We start from the raw sequence: 17,774 nt of genomic DNA on the forward strand, positions 1-17,774 counted from the left end.
CCCGCGAAGCGCCCGGCGCGCCATCAGGGCGCCGGCTCGCCCTCGAGCACGGCGGACGGCGCCGCGCCCGTTGCGTCGCCCCGCGGTTCGGCGCCGCGACGCACACGCTCGGGCGCGAAGTAGATCGCGGTCCAGCCCGCGTCGAGCTTGAACGGCTGCTCGCTCGAATAGATGCGGAATGCACCGCTTGGCGTGATGCCGCCCAGCAGCCACCAGTCCTCGCCCAGGGTGCCCATGCGCTCCTTGAACTCGTTCCAGCCCCAGGCATAGGTGAAGTTCGATGTCTGGATGGTCCAGCCCTGCCGAAGACGCCAGTCCAGCGAGTGATAGGTCGCCTCCTCGTTGAAGGCGAAGTAGCCGCGCGTCTGGATCGGCACGCGCCGCGACGCCTTGTCCGTCAGGTAGTGGATCGCCAGCTGGAACGTGCGGTGGTGTCCCACGCGCCGCCCGTGTCCCTTGCAGACGAGCGCGTTGTAGGAGTCGTTGTCGGTGGCGCACAGGACGTAGCTCAGGTGCTGCACCTCCATCACTTCCTCGGCATGTTCCGACAGGAACTCGCCATAGAACACCTCGATGCCGAGCATGCGAGCGTCCTTGAGCTGCTCGTAGTCCCGGTCGACCAGCAGCACCTCGACCTTCAGCCGCTGCAGCGCCTTGGCGAAGGCGCAGGTCCAGGGCGAGGCGCCGACGATCAGCAGGCCCGAATCGGACTTTGCAGCAAGGCCCAGCCTGCGCGCCATGCGCCCCAGCGTCAGGCCGTGCGCCAGCACCGTGACCATGACGATCAGGAACGTCGCCGGCAGCAGCTTCTGCGCGTCCGGGTAGCCGGCCTTGACCAGCGCCGGCCCGAAGATGCCGGCGGTGGCCACCGCCACGATGCCGCGCGGCGCGATCCAGGCCAGCAGCTTCTTGTCCTCGACGCGCATCGGCGCGCCCAGCGTCGCCAGGCCGATGGACAGCGGACGCACCACGAACAGGACGACCAGCACGAAGCCGACGATGCGCCAGTCGATCAGCATCAGGTCCTCGGCGAGCAGCTGGCCCGGGATGACGATGAACAGCACCGACAGCAGCACCACCGTCAGGTTCTCCTTGAAGCGCTGCAGCGACTCGCGCTCCATCAGTTCCATGTTGCCGATCACCAGGCCCATCAGCGTGACGGCGAGCAGCCCGGCCTCGTGCTGCACCCGGTTGCTCGCCCAGTAGGCGGCCAGCACCAGCACCATCAGCACCGGTGCCTTGAGATGTTCCGGCGCGCCGCCGCGCCTGTAGATCCAGCCGATCAGCCAGCCGCCCAGGCCGCCGAAGATGAGCGCCGCGCACACCGCCAGCGCCACGCCCTTGAGCGTGGCGACCATGCCGCCGCCGATGGTGAAGTACTGGAAAGCCAGCACGGCCAGCAGCACGCCGATCGGGTCGTTGACGATGCCTTCCCACTTGAGCAGCGCGGCCGACTCCTTGTTGAGCCTGGCCTGGCGCAGCAGCGGCAGGATCACGGTCGGGCCGGTCACCACCAGGATCGCGCCCAGCACGATCGCCACCGGCCAGTGCAGCCCGCCGACATAGTGCGCCGCCAGGCTGCCGAACAGCCAGGCCAGCGGCGGCCCCAGCACCGTGAGCCGCCCGATGCCGCGCCCCACGCGCCTGAACTCGTTGACCTTCAGGTCCATCCCGCCCTCGAACAGGATGATGGCCACGCCCAGCCCGATGAGTTCGCTCAGGTCCTCGGGGGCGATGGACAGCTTGACGATGCCGCCGACCGGACCGAGCAGCAGGCCGACGGCGATCAGCACGACGATGGACGGCAGGCGGACTTGCGCGGCCAGCCACTGACTGGCCAGGCCGGCACACAGGACGATCAACAACAGGGTGGCTGAATGCACGGCTTGGCTTTGTCGAGCGGTGGGGCGCCGATTGTCGCCGCTGCACGGGAAAGAAATAGACACAATCCGGCGAGAATGCGCCGAGCGTTTACCTTCGAAAGGCGGCCACGCGTGCCCGAAATCCTGCCCTGCCAGTACCAAGCCGTACCCGCCCTGCCCTTCACCGGCGCCAGGGGGGCGTTCGCCGGGCTGCGCCGGATCGTTGCGGTGGCCATGCTGCTGGCAATGCTGGTGGCGGGATGGCCGGCCCGGGCGCAGGGCGAAGGTGCGGCCGGCCAGGCCGCCTCGGCGCCGGTGCGGGCGCCGGTCCCGGCGCGGATCAGCGTGCTCAACCGCCACGTGGTCACGCTGCGCAGCGACTTCCTGGGCAACTCGCCGCAGGACAGGGCGCGGCGTGCCGAGGAAGTGATCGGGGACGTGCTCGATCGCGGCGGCCCCGGGACGGTCAGCGTGCAAGGGCAGCCGCAAGGCAAGGCCATGATGATCGACGGCAGCTTCGTGTTCCTGCTCACCCCCGGCGATGCCGATGCCGTGGGCGGGCAGACGCCGGAGGCCCAGGTCGCTTCGGCGCAGCAGGCGCTGGAGCAGGCCATTGCGGCAACGCGAGAGTCGCGCGACCGGGGGCGCCTGATGTGGGCCACGGTGCACGCGGTGACCGCCACTGTCATCTTCGCGGTGCTCGTGTGGGGCCTGATGTGGCTGCGCCGCAAGCTGGTCGTGCACACCACCCGCCTGCTGGCAGCCAAGACGGCTGGCGTGAAACTGGCCGGCCTGCCGCTGTTCCGGTTCACCCGGCTCTACGAGATGTCGAGCATCCTGGTGCGCCTGGTGGCCGGGGTGGTGCTGGCGGTGCTCAGCTACGAATGGCTGGCCTACGTGCTCAAGCGCTTTCCCGTCACGCGCCCTTGGGGCGAGCAGCTGGGCAGCTTCGTCTTCGGCGTGGCACGGCGCATCGGCGGCGGCATCGTCGACGCCCTGCCCGACCTGTGCGTGGCGCTGGTCATCTTCGCGCTTGCGCGCGGCGTGGTACTGACCATGCGGCCCGTATTCCACCGCGTCGAGCAGGGCCGCAGCGCGCTCGGCTGGCTCGACGCCGACCTGGTCGCGCCCACGCGGCGCATCTTCGAGATCGTGGTCTGGCTGTTCGCCATCGCCATGGCCTATCCGTACCTGCCGGGCTCGCAAAGCGATGCGTTCAAGGGCATCTCCGTGCTGATCGGCCTGATGGTCACGCTGGGCGGCTCCAACCTGGTGGGCCAGGCCGCCAGCGGCATGATCCTGATGTACTCGCGCACCGTGCGCGTGGGCGAGTACGTGCGCATCCAGGAACAGGAAGGCACGGTCGTCGACCTGGGCACTTTCACCACGAAGATCCGCACCGGCCTGGGCGAGGAAATCACCTTCCCCAACGCGGTGATCATGGCCAACGTGACCAAGAACTACTCGCGCACCGTGCGCGGCACAGGCTATATCCTCGACACCACCATGACGATCGGCTACGACACGCCGTGGCGCCAGGTGCAGGCCATGATGCTCGAGGCGGCGCGCCGTACCGAAGGCGTGGTGGCAGACCCCGCGCCGCAGGTCTTCCAGACCGCGCTGCAGGACTACTACGTGGAATACCGGCTGGTCTGCCAGGCCATCCCGACGCGCCCGCGTCCGCGCGCCGAAGCGCTGGCGGCGCTGCATGCCAACCTGCTGGACGTGTTCAACACGCACGGCGTGCAGATCATGTCGCCGCATTATCTCGGCGACCCGGCGGACGTGAAGGTCGTGCCGCCGGAAAACTGGTGGGCCGCACCTGCCGCCAGGCCGCCGCAGCGCGAAGGCACCAGCGCTTCGTGACGACGGACACCGCACGCTTCGTCGCCGACGTATCGACCAATCGGCACAACCGCGCCATCCTGGACCGCTGGGAAGACCTGGCATTGCCAGACGGATGGCTGGTCGCCGGCTGCCTGTTCCAGACCGTATGGAACCTGCAGGCCGGGCGCCCGCCGGAGGCCGACATCAAGGACTACGACCTCTTCTACTTCGACGCCGAAGGACTGAGCGAAGCAGCCGAGCAGCGCACCCAGGCCCGGGTTCAGGCCGTGCTGGACGACCTGGGCATTGCCGTCGAGGCGACCAACCAGGCCCGGGTGCACCTCTGGTACGAGGCGCATTTCGGCCAGCCGTACGAGCGGCCGTTGCGCAATGCGCGCGAAGGCATCGAGCGCTTCCTCGTGCCGGCCACCTGCGTGGGCATGCGGCCCGGCGAGGTGTATGCGCCGTACGGACTCGATCTGCTGTACGACGGCCGGCTGGGCATGAACCCGCTGGTGCCGCACCGCGCCCTGTTCGAGCGCAAGGTGGCGTCCTATCGGGCGCGCTGGCCGGCGCTGCAGGTGATCGCTCCGGCGGCCTGACATGCCACCGGCCCGGCCACGGCGTCAGTTCGCCGGCACGGCCTGGCCGACGGTGGCCGAAGGCGGGTCGTCCGAGGCCTGCCCCGTCGGCAGCAGGTCGCCCCACTGCGCGGCGCTTTGCGACAGGCCCTTCATGAGATCGTCGGCCATGGCTTCGAGCAGCCGCGTCTCGCGCCGGTCCAATTGGCGCGGCTCCTGGTCGAGCAGGCACAGCGTGCCCAGCACGAAGCCTGCGCTGTCGCGCAACGGCGCGCCGGCATAGAAGCGGATTCCCTTGGCGCGCAGCGCCTTGTTGCCGGCAAAGCGCAGGTCCTTGGTCACGTCGGGCACGACCATCGTGCGCATGCTGGTCACCACGTGCCCGCACAGCGACGAAGCGCGCGGCATGGCCAGGTCGTCGCCGCGCGCGCGCACGGCATGCCCCGCTTCGGTCGAACGCAGCGCGCCGTGCGCTCCGGCGACCGTCTGCGTGTCCTTCTCGATCAACGACACCATCGCAAGCGGCATGTCGAAGATGTCGGCCGCGCGCTGGGCGGCGGCGTCGAACAGCAGGCGCGCACGCGGATCCCGCGCGCCGCTGGCGTCGAGCGCGGCAAGGCGCTCGACGTCCTCCTCGGGCACGATCGCCTCGAGCACGCTGTCGCTCAGCTGCTCGCCCAGCAGCTCGGCGATCCGGACCACCGCCTCGTCGACCGAGCCGACCACGGCGTCGGCCCCGAGCAGGTCGGCATCGCCCGCCTCGGCGGCCGGCGGCGCAGCGTTCCACAATCCCAGCACCACCTTCAACTGCGGCCAGCGCCGGCGCAGACGCCGGCAGAAGCCGCGCGCAGCCACCTGCGGCTCCGGACTGAAGTACGACAGGCAGACGCACTGCACGCCGTCCAGGTCGAGGCCGGCGACGTGGTCCGCCGTGACCACGGCCGGTGGCCGGTGCGTGGAGGGATGGCCGGCCAGCGACAGCGCATGCGCGCACATGCGCGCGGCCAATCCGTCGATCTCCCATTTGCCGCCGATGCACACCACCTGCACCGGCGCACCGGCGGCGGAGTTGGCGGGAAACTGTTCCTGCATCTCGTCGATCAACGCGTCCATGCCGGTCACCACGCGGTGGCGATGCTCGGCGGTGGCCACGCTGCTGTGGTCGCTCGACGCCATGCGCAGCACACCCAGCCCGGTCTCGGCGTAGAACGCGGTGGGGTTGTCGTCGGTCACCTGCTCCACGGCGAGCTCGCTGGCTTCGTCGATGTCGCCGGCGATCAGCCGCTGGTAGAGGCGCGTGCGCAGGTCCAGCACCGGCTGGCTGCCCAGCAGCACGTCGAGAAAGCGCAGTCGCGGCAGGTGGCGGCCGAACACGAGCAGGCAGACCGTCAAGGGCGTGGACATGATCAGGCCCACCGGGCCCCACAGCGCGGTCCAGAACGTGGCGGCCACGATCAACGACATGGCCGACAGCCCGGTGCTGTGGCCGTACAGCCATGGCTCGATGATGTTGTTGCTCACCAACTCCAGCACGACGATCAGCGAGATGGTCCACAGCACCATGCTCCAGCCCGGGTCGACCGCCACCGCCAGGGTGATCGGAAAGGCCGCCGAGATGACCGGACCGAGATACGGCACGAAGCGCATGACCGCGGCGACCGCGCCCCATAGGATTGCGCCCGGCACGCCGATGAGCCACAGGCCGGCGGCCATCGGCACGCCGTACGTGAGGTTCACCACCAGCTGCATCGTCAGGTAGCGGCTGATGCGCCGGCTCGCCTCGTCCATGGCGTCGGTCGATCGGTGCAGGCTGCCGCCCAGCAGCCGCACCAGCCGGTCGCGCAGGTCCAGCCGGTCGAGCAGGATGAGCACGACGAACACCAGCACGATGCCCAGGTTCACCAGCGGCCCGCTGCCCGCCTCGATCACCCGCGCCGCCTGCTCGAATGGCGTGGGCTGGCGCGGCTCGACCTGCACCCGCTGCGGTGGCGGCGGGCCTTCGGACTTCTTCGCCGGCGGCGAGGCCTTCTCGACCTCGTGCTTGACGGTATCGATGGTCTTCATCGCGCCGTCGAACATGCCCGGACGGTCGACGCTCTCGCGCAGGTCGCGCATCTTGAGCCTGATGTTGCTCTGGTAGGTGGGCAGCTGCGAGCTCAGCGCGCTGACCTGCATGCCGAGGAACAGGCCGCCCAGCGCCAGCACCACCAGGCACATCCCCACGACCATCACGACGGCCGGCGCGCGCGGCAGGCCCCAGCGGCGCAGCCGCACCACCAGCGGATCGAGCACGAACCCGAACAGGAAGGCCAGTGCCAGCGGCACCAGGATGATGCGGCCGAAGTACAGCGCCGCGATGATCAGCGCGCCGGTCATCAGCGCGATCACCAGCTTGAGTTCCGGCAGCAGCGACAACAGCGCCGGGGCGGTGCTGGCGGCCGGCAGCAGCGCATCGAAGCCGCTCGCGGAGGCTTCGCTGCCGCTCGATGCTTGTTGCCGGCCGTGCGGCGGCTCGGCCGGCGCCTGTGTGGCCTCTCGCGTGGTCATCGGCCTTCAACGCCGGGCAAGGCAGCGTTCAATGAAAGAACAGCGCGATCAGGATGATGACCGGGATTGGCACACCCAGAAAGAAAAGCAGAAGCGAACGCATGCGGATCTCCTGTCGTTGTTCATCAAGTAAGCAGGTGCGGCCCGACGCTCAAGCGTCGCGCCGGCGGCCGCCATAGGTGGCGGCAAGGCTGGCGACGAAGGCGCCGACGAAAAGCGACACCACCAGCCACAGCGCTGCATAGGCAGAGGCCTTGCGCGCGGCGTCGGCCGCCTCGCGGGCCTTGGCTTGCGCCTGCTGCAGCTCCGTCTGCGCCTTCGCGTAGACCACCTGCACGCGCTTGTTGGCCTCATCCTGGCTCAGTCCGGTGCGTTGTGCAACAAGCTGGGCCACGCGATCTGCGTCTTCGGCCGGCAAGGCGTCGTGGCGCAGGCCGTTGAGGAAGATGCGGCCGACCTCGGCGCCGTTGGCCGCGGCGTCAGGGGTCGGCGCGGCAGCCGTTTGCGAGGCCGGGTCGCGACGGAACAGGGCGTCCGTGTAGTAGCCGAGCATGCCGGCGCCTTCCTCGCTGCCCTGGCTGCCGCCCTTGGTACTTGCGGCTGCCGCAGCGCCGCCGGCGCCGGCCGCTGCGGCGGCACCCCCGGCGATGGTGGCTCCGGCACGCGCGCCCGCTCCGGCGATGGCGCCGACGGCCGAGCCCAGTACCGCGGCAGTGAACAGCGTGGCGACGCTCCATGCCAGGAAACCGTGCGCGGTGTCGCGGAAGTACACCTCGTCGACCTGCACGCCGGACCAGCGGCCGCGCAGCCGCCCGGCAAGATAGCCGCCCACGCCGGAAGCGGCCAGCTGCGTGAAACTCAGCCATCCGATCGCCGCCGCGCCGATCGCGGTCGCCCCGGCGCCCTGGCCGGACCAGGGGCTGACGGTCGTCAGCCCGAGCCCGGTGCCGAGCAGGAGCAGGATCAGCGACAGCGCCGCCGCACCGGCGGCGCCGGCAAGGATGGCGCCCCAGGAGACGCCGCTCGCCAGCGCGTCGGCGTCCAATTGCAGCGGCTGTGCTTCCACACCGTAAGGCGGGCGGCCGACGCGGGCGTTGTCAGTATTGAGTGCCACGGCTGATGCTCCTTGTTGTCTGGCAGCAGCAGTTTGGTTGCGACATGTCGCCGCGGCGGTAGGCCGCTTCGCCGACGCCGCGTAGTCCGCGTGCTCGCCGTCGGCCCGGGCGCCCCGCGTGCGCCTCAGGCGCTGCCGAGCAGCACCAGGCCGGGAAAGTGCGTCAGCGCCCGCGCCAGCGGCAGGACAGAGCCCGCGGGAACGAGCTGCATCGTCAGGCAGTCGCGCAGGCCGGTTTCGCGCAAACCGGGCTCGTCCGGCAGCAGCACGCACGTGTCGCCCCAGGCCGCATCGCCGCGCCAGACCGGTGACGGCAGTTGCGCGGACGGCGCGGCCACCGCCGCAGCCAGGCGCCCGAACAGGCGGGCGACGACGACCACCATCACCTGCTCGCGATGCCGGCGCATGTAGGCGATCACGTGCCGCGCCCTCGCCCCGCGGACCTCGAGCGGCTCGTAGCTGCCGTACAGGAAGAGATCCGGCGCCAGGCGATGCAGCTCGAGCAGCCGCCAGACCGCCCACAGCTTTGCGCGGCCGTCCCCGGCGGCATCGACCAGCCCGGCCACTGCGCGCGGCAGTTCCTGCGGCGCCTCGGCCAGGGCCTGCAGCTGTTGCAGTGCCAGGTCGCGGGCGCGGTAGTCCACCGGGCGGCGATTGTCCGGGTCGACCAGGCTGCGCTCGATCAGCTCGCAGCCCTGGTACACGTCGGGCACGCCCGGCGCGGTGAACTTCAGCAGGGCCAGGCTCAGTGCGCCGAGCGCCGCGAAGGGATCGAGACGGTCGACGAAGTCGCCCAGCGCGCGCCGGAAGCCGTCCGGCCCGGCGCCGTCCAGCGCACCGCGCACGAACGTCTCGAGCGCCTGCTCGTAGTCGGCATCCGGCCGCGTCCAGCTGGTGGCGCTCTTGCCTTCGCGCGCAGCCTTGTGCATGTAGGCCACCATGCGCGCGGCGAAGTCCTGCGCGTGCGCGCCGCCCGCCGGCAGTGCGCCCACCGCGGTCTGATAGAACAGGTACTCGTGCGCGGGGGAGACACCGGTCGACAGCGGCCCATTGAGCGTGCGCCAGTGCTGCACCGCGGCACGCCAGGGCTCGGCGAACTCGGACAGCAGGTCGATGCGCAGCCGCACGTCCTCCGACCGCTTGTTGTCATGCGTGGACGTCGCCAGCATGGTGTGCGGCCAGCGGCGCTGGCGGTCCAGGCTTGCGATGTGGAAGTCTTCGACCGTCATGCCGATCTCGTCCGGCTCGCCGCCGACCTCGTTGAGCGAACTGAGCGGAAAGTAACGATAGAAGGCGGTGTCCTCGACCCCCTTGGCGGCCACCGGCGCGCTGTACTGCTGGAAGCGCCGCGCAAAGCGGCGCACCGCCGCCAGCAGGTCCGCCGGCACGCCGGGCAGCAGGCGCCCGAGCAGCGCCTCGCGCAGGAAGGACCACAGCGCCGCATCGCTGTCGGGCAGCCGGGCGCGGGCACCGTCGACGGCGGCTTCGACCATTCGCACGTCCTGGGCGCTGGCCGTCTCGCCGTTGTAGGTGCGGTAGACCGGCATTGCCGCCGCCACCGCGGCGATCGCCGCACGCAGGCCGTTGAGCGTGTGGTCGCGGGTGCGCCGGTCGGCCTTGGCAATGCGGTGAAGCGCGGTGGCCAGCACCTCCAGGTCGGCCGCCAGCGTGGTGGTTGCCACCGTCAGCCGCGACGCGTACACGACCTCGTCGAACGGCTCGTCGTGGCCGGTGAAGTCGCGCCACAGCGCGCGCAGCGCGGGGGCCGCCTCGTGATCCACCAGCACGCCGTTGGCGACATTGGCGAAGCGGTAGCCGGTGGTGCCGTGGATCGGCCAGGCGCGCGGCACGTCCTCGCCTGCCGCGGCGATCTTCTCGGCCACCACGTACAAGGCATCGGCCGGCGCACCGGCCGCGTGGCGCCGCGCCGCGAAGCCGGCCTGCAGGCGGGCGAAGTAGGTCGCAGGGTCGAGCAGCCCGTCGGGGTGATCGATCCGCAAGCCGTCGACCAGGCCCTGCGCCGCAAGGTCGAGCGCCAGCGCGTGCGAGGCCTTGAACACGTCCTCGCGCTCGGTGCGCAGCGCCGCCAGCTCGTTGACGTCGAAGAAGCGCCGGTAGTTGATCTCGTCGGCGGCGCAGCGCCAGTGCGCCAGGCGCCAGGCCTGCGCCTCGAACAGCGCATGCAGCGCGTCGCGGTTATCGGGGGCGTTGAAGGCGGCCAGGGCCTCGTCCAGAGTCGAGGACATGACCTCCTCGTCGGAAGCGGCCGCCTGCAGGTGGCTGGGCACGCTTTCGGGCGACACGGGAACCCGGTGCTCGAAGTACCGCACCAACCAGCGGCCCGGCGCGCCGCCGGCTCCTCGCTCGTGCGCCAGCACCAGCTCGCCGCGCTCGAGCACCTGGCCGTAGTCGTCGCCCAGGATCGGCAGCAGCACCTTGCCGGTCAGGCCCGGGGTGGCAGCCGCCCAGTCGATGTCGAAATACTCCGCATACGGCGAAGCCATGCCCTTTTCGAGCACATCGTTCCACCACGCGTTGTCCGCGCCGAGCACGCCCATGTGGTTGGGAACCAGGTCGAGCAGTTGCCCCATGCCATGCGCCTGCAGGACATCGCACAGGCGCTGGTAGCCGGCCAGGCCGCCCAGCTCGGGGTTGATCTGGTCGTGCGCCACCACGTCGTACCCATGCAGGCTGCCGGCACGCGCGCGCTGGATCGGCGAGCAATAGACATGGCTGATGCCCAGCCGGTCGAGGTACGGCACGATGGCGCAGGCGTCGTCGAAGCCGAAGTCCTTGTGCAGTTGCAGGCGGTAGGTGGCGCGGGGGATGCGCGAGCGCGTGCGCGCCGGCCGCTCGGCGGCGACCGCATCGCAGATCTGCCGCGCCAGCGGCGATTGCCAGACGCCCTGCACCTCCAGCGCGTACTTGCGCCGCCAGTTGGGGTGCTGGTCGACGGTGCCGGGCAGGTTGGCCTGCTCGCCCTGCCCCAGCAGGTCTTCCAGCTGGACCATCATCAGCGCCGATGGCGCGCGAGCCAGGAAGGCATGGGCGGCCGCAAGGCGCGCGGCCGTGGCGGCGTCGGTGGCGGCATCTTCCCCGGCAGTCGCCTCCGGCGGCCCGGGCAATCCGAGGATTTGCGCGAGCTGCGTCCTGTCGCGCGCGCGCTCTTCCAGCGCCTGCTGCAGCGCGGCGGCGTCGCCGCCCATGCCGAGCTGGCCGCGCAGGTGGACGTCGCCGGCATCCCACCAGCCGGCAAAGCTCGGCAGGTCGTGCGTGCTCACGGCCACCACCGCCTCGCGCGGGTAGTCCTGGGGCCCCAGGAATCCGCCGTGCGCGTCGCGCTGGAAGTACAGCAGGCGGTACGACAGCACGCCGTGTCGGTGCATCGCCTCGCGCATGGCGTCGGGCACCGTGCCGAGGTCCTCGCCGACCACCAGGCAGTGGTGCCGCCGGCTTTCCAGCGCCAGCACGGCCAGCAGCTCGTCCAGCGGATAGCGCACGTAGGCGCCGTCGGAGCCGCGGCCGCCCGAGGGAATCCAGAACAGCCGCATGAGCATCATGACGTGGTCGATGCGCAGCGCGCCGGCGCCGCGCATGTTGGCGCGCAGGGCCTCGATGAACGCGGCATAGCCGGTGGCACGCAGCCGGTCGGGCCGCAGCGGAGGCAGGCCCCAGTCCTGGCCCTGCAGGTTCAGCAGGTCAGGCGGGGCGCCGATGCTGGCGTCCAGGGCAAAGCTGTGCGCATGGCGCCAGGCGTCGGAGCCGCCCCGGTCGACCGAGACCGCCAGGTCGAGGTACAGCCCCACCGGCATGCCGACGGCGCGGCAATGCCGCCCGACGGCCTCCAGCTGGCGCGCAGCCTGCCATTGCAGGTACGCGAAGTACTCGATGCGCGGCGCATGCTCGCGCGCGAACGCCTGCAGCGCGTCGCCCGTCGGGTCCTGCCACGCTTGCGGCCACGCAGGCCAGCCCCAGACGGACGCGTCCTGCCGGTGCAGGTGCGACTGCACCGCCTCGAACAGCGCATGCTGGCGCAATGCGTCGCCGCCGGTCTCGCAGAAGGCGCGAAAGGCCTGCACTTCGTCATCGTCGTCGGCCCGCTCGCGAAAGCGCGCATGCAGCAGGGCCAGCACCTCGTGCTTGGCGGCGGAGACGCCGGCGTAGTCGACCAGCGGCGCGGCGCGCAGTTGCGCCAGGCGCGACTGGAAGCCGGGCGAGCGCACCAGCTGCCGCGCAGCCTGGCAATCCTGGAAGTCCGGCAATGCCTCCACGTCGATGTAGAGCACGTTCAGCTGGGCACGCGACGACGGGCTGTAGGGGCTGGCATGCACCGGGTTGTGCGGGAACAGCGCGTGCAGCGGGTTGAGCCCGAGCATGGCGGCGCCGGCCTGCGCCGCGCGGGTGGCGAAGGCCTTGAGATCGCCCAGGTCGCCGATGCCCCAGTTGCGCGGCGAGCGCAGGCCATAGAGCTGCAGGGCCACGCCCCAGAGCCGCCCCCCACGCACCAGTACCTCCGGCTGGTGGCAGGTGGCCGGCGCGCAGATCAGCAGCGTGGAGCCGGGCTCGCCCTGCAGCGTGAGGCGGTGGTAGCCCGCCGGCAACGCCAGCTCGATGCGCAACTGCCGGTTCGCCGCGCCGGCAGGATCGCCCGTCTCGGCCTGGGCGCTGCCGGCGTGCTCGCCGCCTTCTTCGAGCGCAATGCGCCAATGCAACGCCTGCCCGTCGCCCGCCGCGCGCAGCGGCACGGCGAAGGCCGCGTCGCCCAGCGGCACGACATGCACCGGCGGCAAGGTCAGCGCATCGGCCTGCGCCTCGGCGGCGCCATCGCCGCCGGCGCCGGCGTCGGCGAGCAATCGCCGCAGCGAAGCGGCCGGCACGTCATGCCGCTGGCCCCAGATGTCGTCGTAGAACAGGTCGATGCCGTGCCTTGCGCTCAGCCGGCGCAGTGCCTCGTCGGGCGGGTCGTCGTCATGCATCTTCCACACAAGCATAAACAGCGCCCGATGGCAGATCGAGCGTCTGCGCCGCCTGGTCGCCACCGGCAATGCCGATGCAATGGACGGCGCGCCCCGGCGGAAGTGACGCGCGCCGGGGCCGCACATCGAGATTGGCGAGCAGGTGCAGCCGCACCGGGCGGGCGGCGCCACCGAGCGCCCAGCTCACGCGGATCACGCCGTCGCGGCAGCCGTGGTCCAGCGCACGGCTGCCGCCCGCCAGGTGGGGAAAGATGGCCGTGCGCCGCGTGGAGAGCAGGTCGCGCGTGTGGCGCAAGGCTTCGGCATGAGCCGGCGCGGTCCGTTCATCCCAGCGCAGCTTGGAATCGAGGAACGTCTGCTCGGCGTTCGGGTCGGGAATCGCCGCCCGGGCGGCGTCGCCGGCGAAGGCCGCAAAGCCAGCAAACTCGGCGCGACGCCCCGCCGACACCGCCTCGCCCAGCGGCGTGCCGCCGAAGTCGCAGAAGTAGAGGAACGGCGTCGATGCCGCCCATTCCTCGCCCATGAAGAGCATCGGGACATGCGGGGACAGCAGCACGCAGGCGCGGGCGGCCAGCACGCGCGCCGCATCCGCCAGGGCGTCGATGCGCTCGCCCATCGCGCGGTTGCCGACCTGGTCATGCGTCTGCAGATAGGAGACGAACGCGTCGAGCGGCAGGCCGTCGCAAGGTTGCCCGCGCGGCTCGCCGCCACGGAAGGCGGACGGCTCGCCGGCATAGACGTAGCCGCGCGCCAGCGCCAGGGCGAAGCGGTCGAGCGGGCCGTCGGCAAAGTCCAGGTAGTAGCCGTCCGCCTGTCCGGTCAGCACCACGTGGGCGGCATGGTGCAGGTCGTCGTTCCATTGCGCGGTGGCCGCGCGCGGGCGATTGCCGGCGTCGCGCGCCAGTCGCTGTGCCTGGTTCAGGTCGTTCTCCAGCACCACGTGCAGCGCCCTCTGCCGGCCGGGTCCCTGCCGGATCGCCGTGCAGATTTCCTCGACGATGGGCGTGGCCGAGTCGTCGCGTATGGCGTGCACCGCATCCATGCGCAGGCCGTCGAAGCGGAATTCCTCGATCCAGTAGAGCGCGTTGTGGACGAAGAAATCGCGCACGGTGCGCGAGGCCGCGCCGTCGTAGTTGATCGCCGCGCCCCAGGGCGTCTGGTGCGCCGGGTTGAAGAAATCCGGGCAGTAGGCATGCAGGTAGTTGCCGTCCGGCCCGAAGTGGTTGTAGACCACGTCGGCCAGCACCATCATGCCCAGGCCGTGCGCCGCATCGATGAACCGCTTGAGCTCGTCGGGCGTGCCGTAGCCCGACTCGGGCGCGAACTGCAGCACGCCGTCGTAGCCCCAGCCGCGCGAACCGGGAAAGTCCGCCAGGGGCATCAGGCCGATGACGGTCACGCCCAGGTCCGCCAGTTCGGGCAGCCGGGCCTGCGCCGCCGCGAAGGTGCCTTCGGGCGTGAAGCAGCCCACGTGCAGCTCGTAGATCACCGCTTCTTGCCAGGGTCGGCCGCGCCAGCCGTCGTCGTGCCATTCGCAGGCGAGCGGATCGACCACCCGGCTGGGGCCGTGCACGTCCGCCGGGTTCCAGCGGGACGCGGGATCGGGCACGCGCAAACCATCGGGCAGCCGGAATCGGTAGTCGTCGCCGGCGGCGGCCTCCTGCACGGCCGCCTCGTGCCAGCCGTCGGCGCGGCCTTGCATCTGCACGGAATGCCAGGGCCCGTCCTCGCCGCGCCTGTGCTCGAGCACGAGCGCCGTTGCGCCGGGCGCCCACAGGGCGAAGCGCACACCGCCGGCGTCCAGCACCTCGGCGCCGAAGGGCATGCGGTGCCGGTGCCTCACGGCGCCGCCCCGGCGGCCTTGCTGCGGAACAGCACGAGCGAGCGGCCCTGCACCGGATAGGCGCCTTTGGGCGCCGGCGCTTCGGGACCGTCCTGCGCCGTGTCGACCAGGCGCACCCAGCCGTCGGGCCGCGGCGGCAGCGTGAAGGGCACGGCCTCGTGGTAGGCGTTGAGCAGCAGCAGGAAGTCGTCGTCGCTCTGGTGCTCGCCGCGCTGCCCGACGTCGATCAGGCCCGAGCCCGAGAAAAGCATGCCGAGGCAGCGCACGTGCTCGCCTTCCCAGTCGGCCGGGATCATCTCCGGGCCGTCCGGGCGCAGCCACAGCACGTCCTTGGCCTGGCTGTCGTCCTCGAGCTTGCCGCGAAAGAAGCTGCGGCGCCTGAAGGACGGATGCCGGCGCCGCAGCCCGATGAGCCGGGCGACGAAGTCGTGCAACGCCTTCGCCTTGTCGTCCAGCGCCCAGTCGATCCAGGACGTCTCGTTGTCCTGGCAGTACACGTTGTTGTTGCCGCCCTGGGTGTTGCCCAGCTCGTCGCCGGCCAGCAGCATCGGCACGCCCTGCGACAGCAGCAGTGTGGCGAGGAAGTTGCGCTTCTGCTGCTCGCGCAACGCGTTGACCTGCGGGTCGTCGGTCGGCCCTTCGGCGCCGCAGTTCCAAGACAGGTTGTTGCTGTTGCCGTCGCGGTTTTCCTCGCCGTTGGCCTCGTTGTGCTTGTCGTTGTAGGAAACCAGGTCGGCCAGGGTGAAGCCGTCGTGGGCGGTGATGAAGTTGATGCTCGCGTTGGGCTTCTTGCCCGACCAGCCGTAGATGTCCTGCGAGCCGGCCAGCCGGTTCGCCAGTTCGCCCACGATGCCGGCGTCGCCCTTCCACCAGCCGCGCACGCCGTCGCGGTAGCGGTCGTTCCATTCGGCCCAGCCGGCCGGGAAGTTGCCCACCTGGTAGCCGCCGTGGCCGAGGTCCCAGGGCTCGGCGATGAGCTTGACGCAGCTGAGCGTCGGGTCCTGCCGGATGGCGGCGAAGAAGGTGCCCAGGTTCTCCACCTTGCCGGCCTCGCGCGCCAGCGCCGAGGCCAGGTCGAAGCGGAAGCCGTCGACGTGCATCTCCTCGACCCAGTAGCGCAGCGAGTCCATCACCATCTGCAGCGCCCGCGCATCTTCCAGGTTGACCGTGTTGCCGCAGCCGGTGAAGTCGTCGTAGTAGCGCGGGTTGGGCTGGTTGAGGATGTAGTACGACGCGTTGTCCACGCCGCGCATCGACAGCGTCGGCCCCAGGTGGTTGCCTTCGCAGGTGTGGTTGTAGACCACGTCGAGGATGACCTCGATGCCTGCCGAATGCAGGCTCTTGACCATCGTCTTGAACTCCTTGACCTTGCCCGAGGCGCTGTAGCGCGGCTCCGGCGAGAAGTAGTTCAGGGTGTTGTAGCCCCAGTAGTTCTGCAGGCCCTGCTCGGCCAGGTGCCGGTCGTTGAGGAAGGCGTGCACCGGCAACAGCTCGACCGTCGTGACGCCCAGACGCTGCAGGTAGTCGATGACCGGCTGAGTGCCGAGCCCGGCATACGTGCCTCGCAGCGCCTCCGGCACCTCCGGGTGCCGCATGGTGAAGCCGCGCACGTGCAGCTCGTAGATCACCATGTCCTGCCATGGCACGGACGGGCGCTGGTCGTCACCCCAGGTGAATGCCGGCTCGAGCACGCGGCTCTTGGGCATGTACGCCGCGCTGTCGCGCCGGTCGAAGGAGAGGTCCTCCCGCTTGCTGCCTACCGAGTAGCCGTAGAGGGCGTCGCTCCAGCGCAGCGCGCCGACGGTGTCCTTCGCGTAGGGGTCGAGCAGCAGCTTGTGCGGGTTGAAGCGAAAGCCCTCCTCCGGCTTGTAGCGCCCATGCACCCGGTAGCCGTAGGCCTGGCCCGGCCGCGCCTGCGGGAGGTAGCAATGCCACACGTCGTTGGTGCGCTCGCGCAGCACGATGCGCTGGCGCTCGTGCCGGCCCTTGTCGTCGAACAGGCACAGCTCGACCTTCTCCGCGTGCCGCGAAAACAGGGCGAAGTTGACGCCCTGGCCGTCCCACACCGCGCCCAGCGGGTACGGGCGTCCGGGCCAGACCGTGTCGGCCGGTGGCGAGCCGCGGCGGCTCATGGGTGCGCCCGATCCTGCGGGTCGTCGGAGCGGCGCGGCCAGGCGGCCGGCGGGGCGCCGGGCGGCCTCGGATAACTCGGCTGCCCGGGCGGCACCGGCGGCGCGATTCCGGTCATGCCGGCCGATGGCGGCACCTCGGACGCGGCGGCATCGGCACGGCCGGGAACGGCGCCGCCCGCCACGGCGCGGGACGCGGTCGCGTTGGGCGCCAGGCCGCGGCGCGGGCCTTCGCGCGGCCACCAGCTCTCGATGCGTTCGGCCGCCCATGCCTTGCCGGCCAGCCCGAAGGCCAGCGCCAGCGCGAACACCACGCCGCCGAGGATGATGAGGAAGCTCTGGCGCACGATGTCGCCGCCCACGCGCAGCTGGTCGAGCGCGATCAGCACCACGAACAGGAGGATGGCGCCCTGTGCCACCTTGCCCAGCAGCAGGCCGTCCTGCATGCCGGCGTTGCGGCTGTAGGTGGTGACCGCGTCGCCGACGAAGCGGGCGAAGTACGCGCCGAAGGCCAGGATCAGCAAGGCGACGAACACGTTCGGCACGAACCACAGCACGCGGCTGAGCAGGTCGGTGACGTAGCTCAGGTCGAGCGTGTTGAAGGCCACGATGAGCGAGGCCAGGATGATCAGCCAGTAGGCCAGCACGCCGAACAGCGCGCTGGTGTCCGAGACCATTCCGCCCTGGCGCAGGAACGTGTCGATGCCCGCGCGCGCGGTCAGCACGTGGAAGTTGACTGCGCGCAGCGCCCGGATGGTGGCGAAGCGCACCGCCTTGGCCAGCAGCCAGCCGAGCACCACGATGAGTACCGCCACCAGCAGGCGCGGGATGAAGGCACCGATCTGGAACAGGAAGGCGCGCAGCGGCTCCAGATGGATGGACAGGTTTTCCATTT

The 17,774-nt window shown here is 70.8% G+C and carries 9 protein-coding genes; 2 read left to right on the plus strand and 7 right to left on the minus strand.

The window, feature by feature from the left end; all coding sequences use genetic code 11:
* Nucleotides 1-23: 23 nt before the first annotated feature.
* On the minus strand, nt 24-1,883 hold the full coding sequence (locus tag VES41_RS01405) for a sodium:proton antiporter (protein WP_324812030.1): 1,860 nt from the start codon (nt 1,881-1,883) through the stop codon (nt 24-26).
* 111 nt (nt 1,884-1,994) lie between these two features.
* Between VES41_RS01405 and VES41_RS01410 the strand changes: the two genes are divergently transcribed.
* Both VES41_RS01410 and VES41_RS01415 read left to right on the plus strand, forming a co-directional pair.
* Nucleotides 1,995-3,728, plus strand: a complete 1,734-nt coding sequence (locus VES41_RS01410; RefSeq protein ID WP_324812032.1) for a mechanosensitive ion channel family protein — start codon at nt 1,995-1,997, stop codon at nt 3,726-3,728.
* Nucleotides 3,725-4,291 (plus strand): nucleotidyltransferase family protein, encoded by a 567-nt coding sequence (locus tag VES41_RS01415; RefSeq protein WP_324812035.1) that lies wholly within the window; start codon nt 3,725-3,727, stop codon nt 4,289-4,291. Before VES41_RS01410 ends, VES41_RS01415 begins: the two co-directional genes overlap by 4 nt.
* A 24-nt stretch (nt 4,292-4,315) precedes the next feature.
* Here the strand turns inward: VES41_RS01415 and VES41_RS01420 are convergent, their stop codons facing one another.
* From VES41_RS01420 to VES41_RS01445, 6 genes are all read right to left on the minus strand, one after another.
* Complete coding sequence (locus VES41_RS01420) at nt 4,316-6,817, minus strand: AI-2E family transporter (RefSeq protein ID WP_324812038.1); 2,502 nt, start codon at nt 6,815-6,817, stop codon at nt 4,316-4,318.
* A 151-nt stretch (nt 6,818-6,968) separates the two neighbouring features.
* Nucleotides 6,969-7,931, minus strand: a complete 963-nt coding sequence (locus VES41_RS01425; protein WP_324812041.1) for a hypothetical protein — start codon at nt 7,929-7,931, stop codon at nt 6,969-6,971.
* Nucleotides 7,932-8,056: 125 nt separating this feature from the next.
* Nucleotides 8,057-12,907: a malto-oligosyltrehalose synthase gene (treY, locus tag VES41_RS01430; protein ID WP_324812044.1), complete on the minus strand. Its 4,851-nt coding sequence runs from the start codon at nt 12,905-12,907 to the stop codon at nt 8,057-8,059.
* A complete protein-coding gene (gene treZ / locus VES41_RS01435; RefSeq protein WP_324812046.1) occupies nt 12,900-14,732 on the minus strand; it encodes a malto-oligosyltrehalose trehalohydrolase in 1,833 nt (610 codons plus the stop codon). The genes treY and treZ overlap by 8 nt, the downstream gene beginning before the upstream one ends.
* Before the next feature lie 14 nt (nt 14,733-14,746).
* Nucleotides 14,747-16,882 carry a glycogen debranching protein GlgX gene (gene glgX, locus VES41_RS01440; RefSeq protein ID WP_324812047.1) on the minus strand — a complete coding sequence of 712 codons (2,136 nt, stop codon included), beginning with the start codon at nt 16,880-16,882 and terminating at the stop codon, nt 14,747-14,749.
* On the minus strand, nt 16,879-17,772 hold the full coding sequence (locus VES41_RS01445; protein ID WP_324812050.1) for a mechanosensitive ion channel family protein: 894 nt from the start codon (nt 17,770-17,772) through the stop codon (nt 16,879-16,881). Before VES41_RS01445 ends, glgX begins: the two co-directional genes overlap by 4 nt.
* Nucleotides 17,773-17,774 lie beyond the last annotated feature (2 nt).

The sequence above is a fragment of the Variovorax sp. genome (assembly GCF_035634955.1).
Classification (GTDB): domain Bacteria; phylum Pseudomonadota; class Gammaproteobacteria; order Burkholderiales; family Burkholderiaceae_C; genus Variovorax.

Bases quoted from the DNA above. Each gene is read 5' to 3' on its own strand.
- VES41_RS01420 (WP_324812038.1), bottom strand. From the start codon at position 6,817: ATGACCACGCGAGAGGCCACACAGGCGCCGGCCGAGCCGCCGCACGGC.
- treY (WP_324812044.1), bottom strand. From the start codon at position 12,907: ATGCATGACGACGACCCGCCCGACGAGGCACTGCGCCGGCTGAGCGCA.
- treZ (WP_324812046.1), bottom strand. From the start codon at position 14,732: ATGCCCTTCGGCGCCGAGGTGCTGGACGCCGGCGGTGTGCGCTTCGCC.
- glgX (WP_324812047.1), bottom strand. From the start codon at position 16,882: ATGAGCCGCCGCGGCTCGCCACCGGCCGACACGGTCTGGCCCGGACGC.
- VES41_RS01445 (WP_324812050.1), bottom strand. From the start codon at position 17,772: ATGGAAAACCTGTCCATCCATCTGGAGCCGCTGCGCGCCTTCCTGTTC.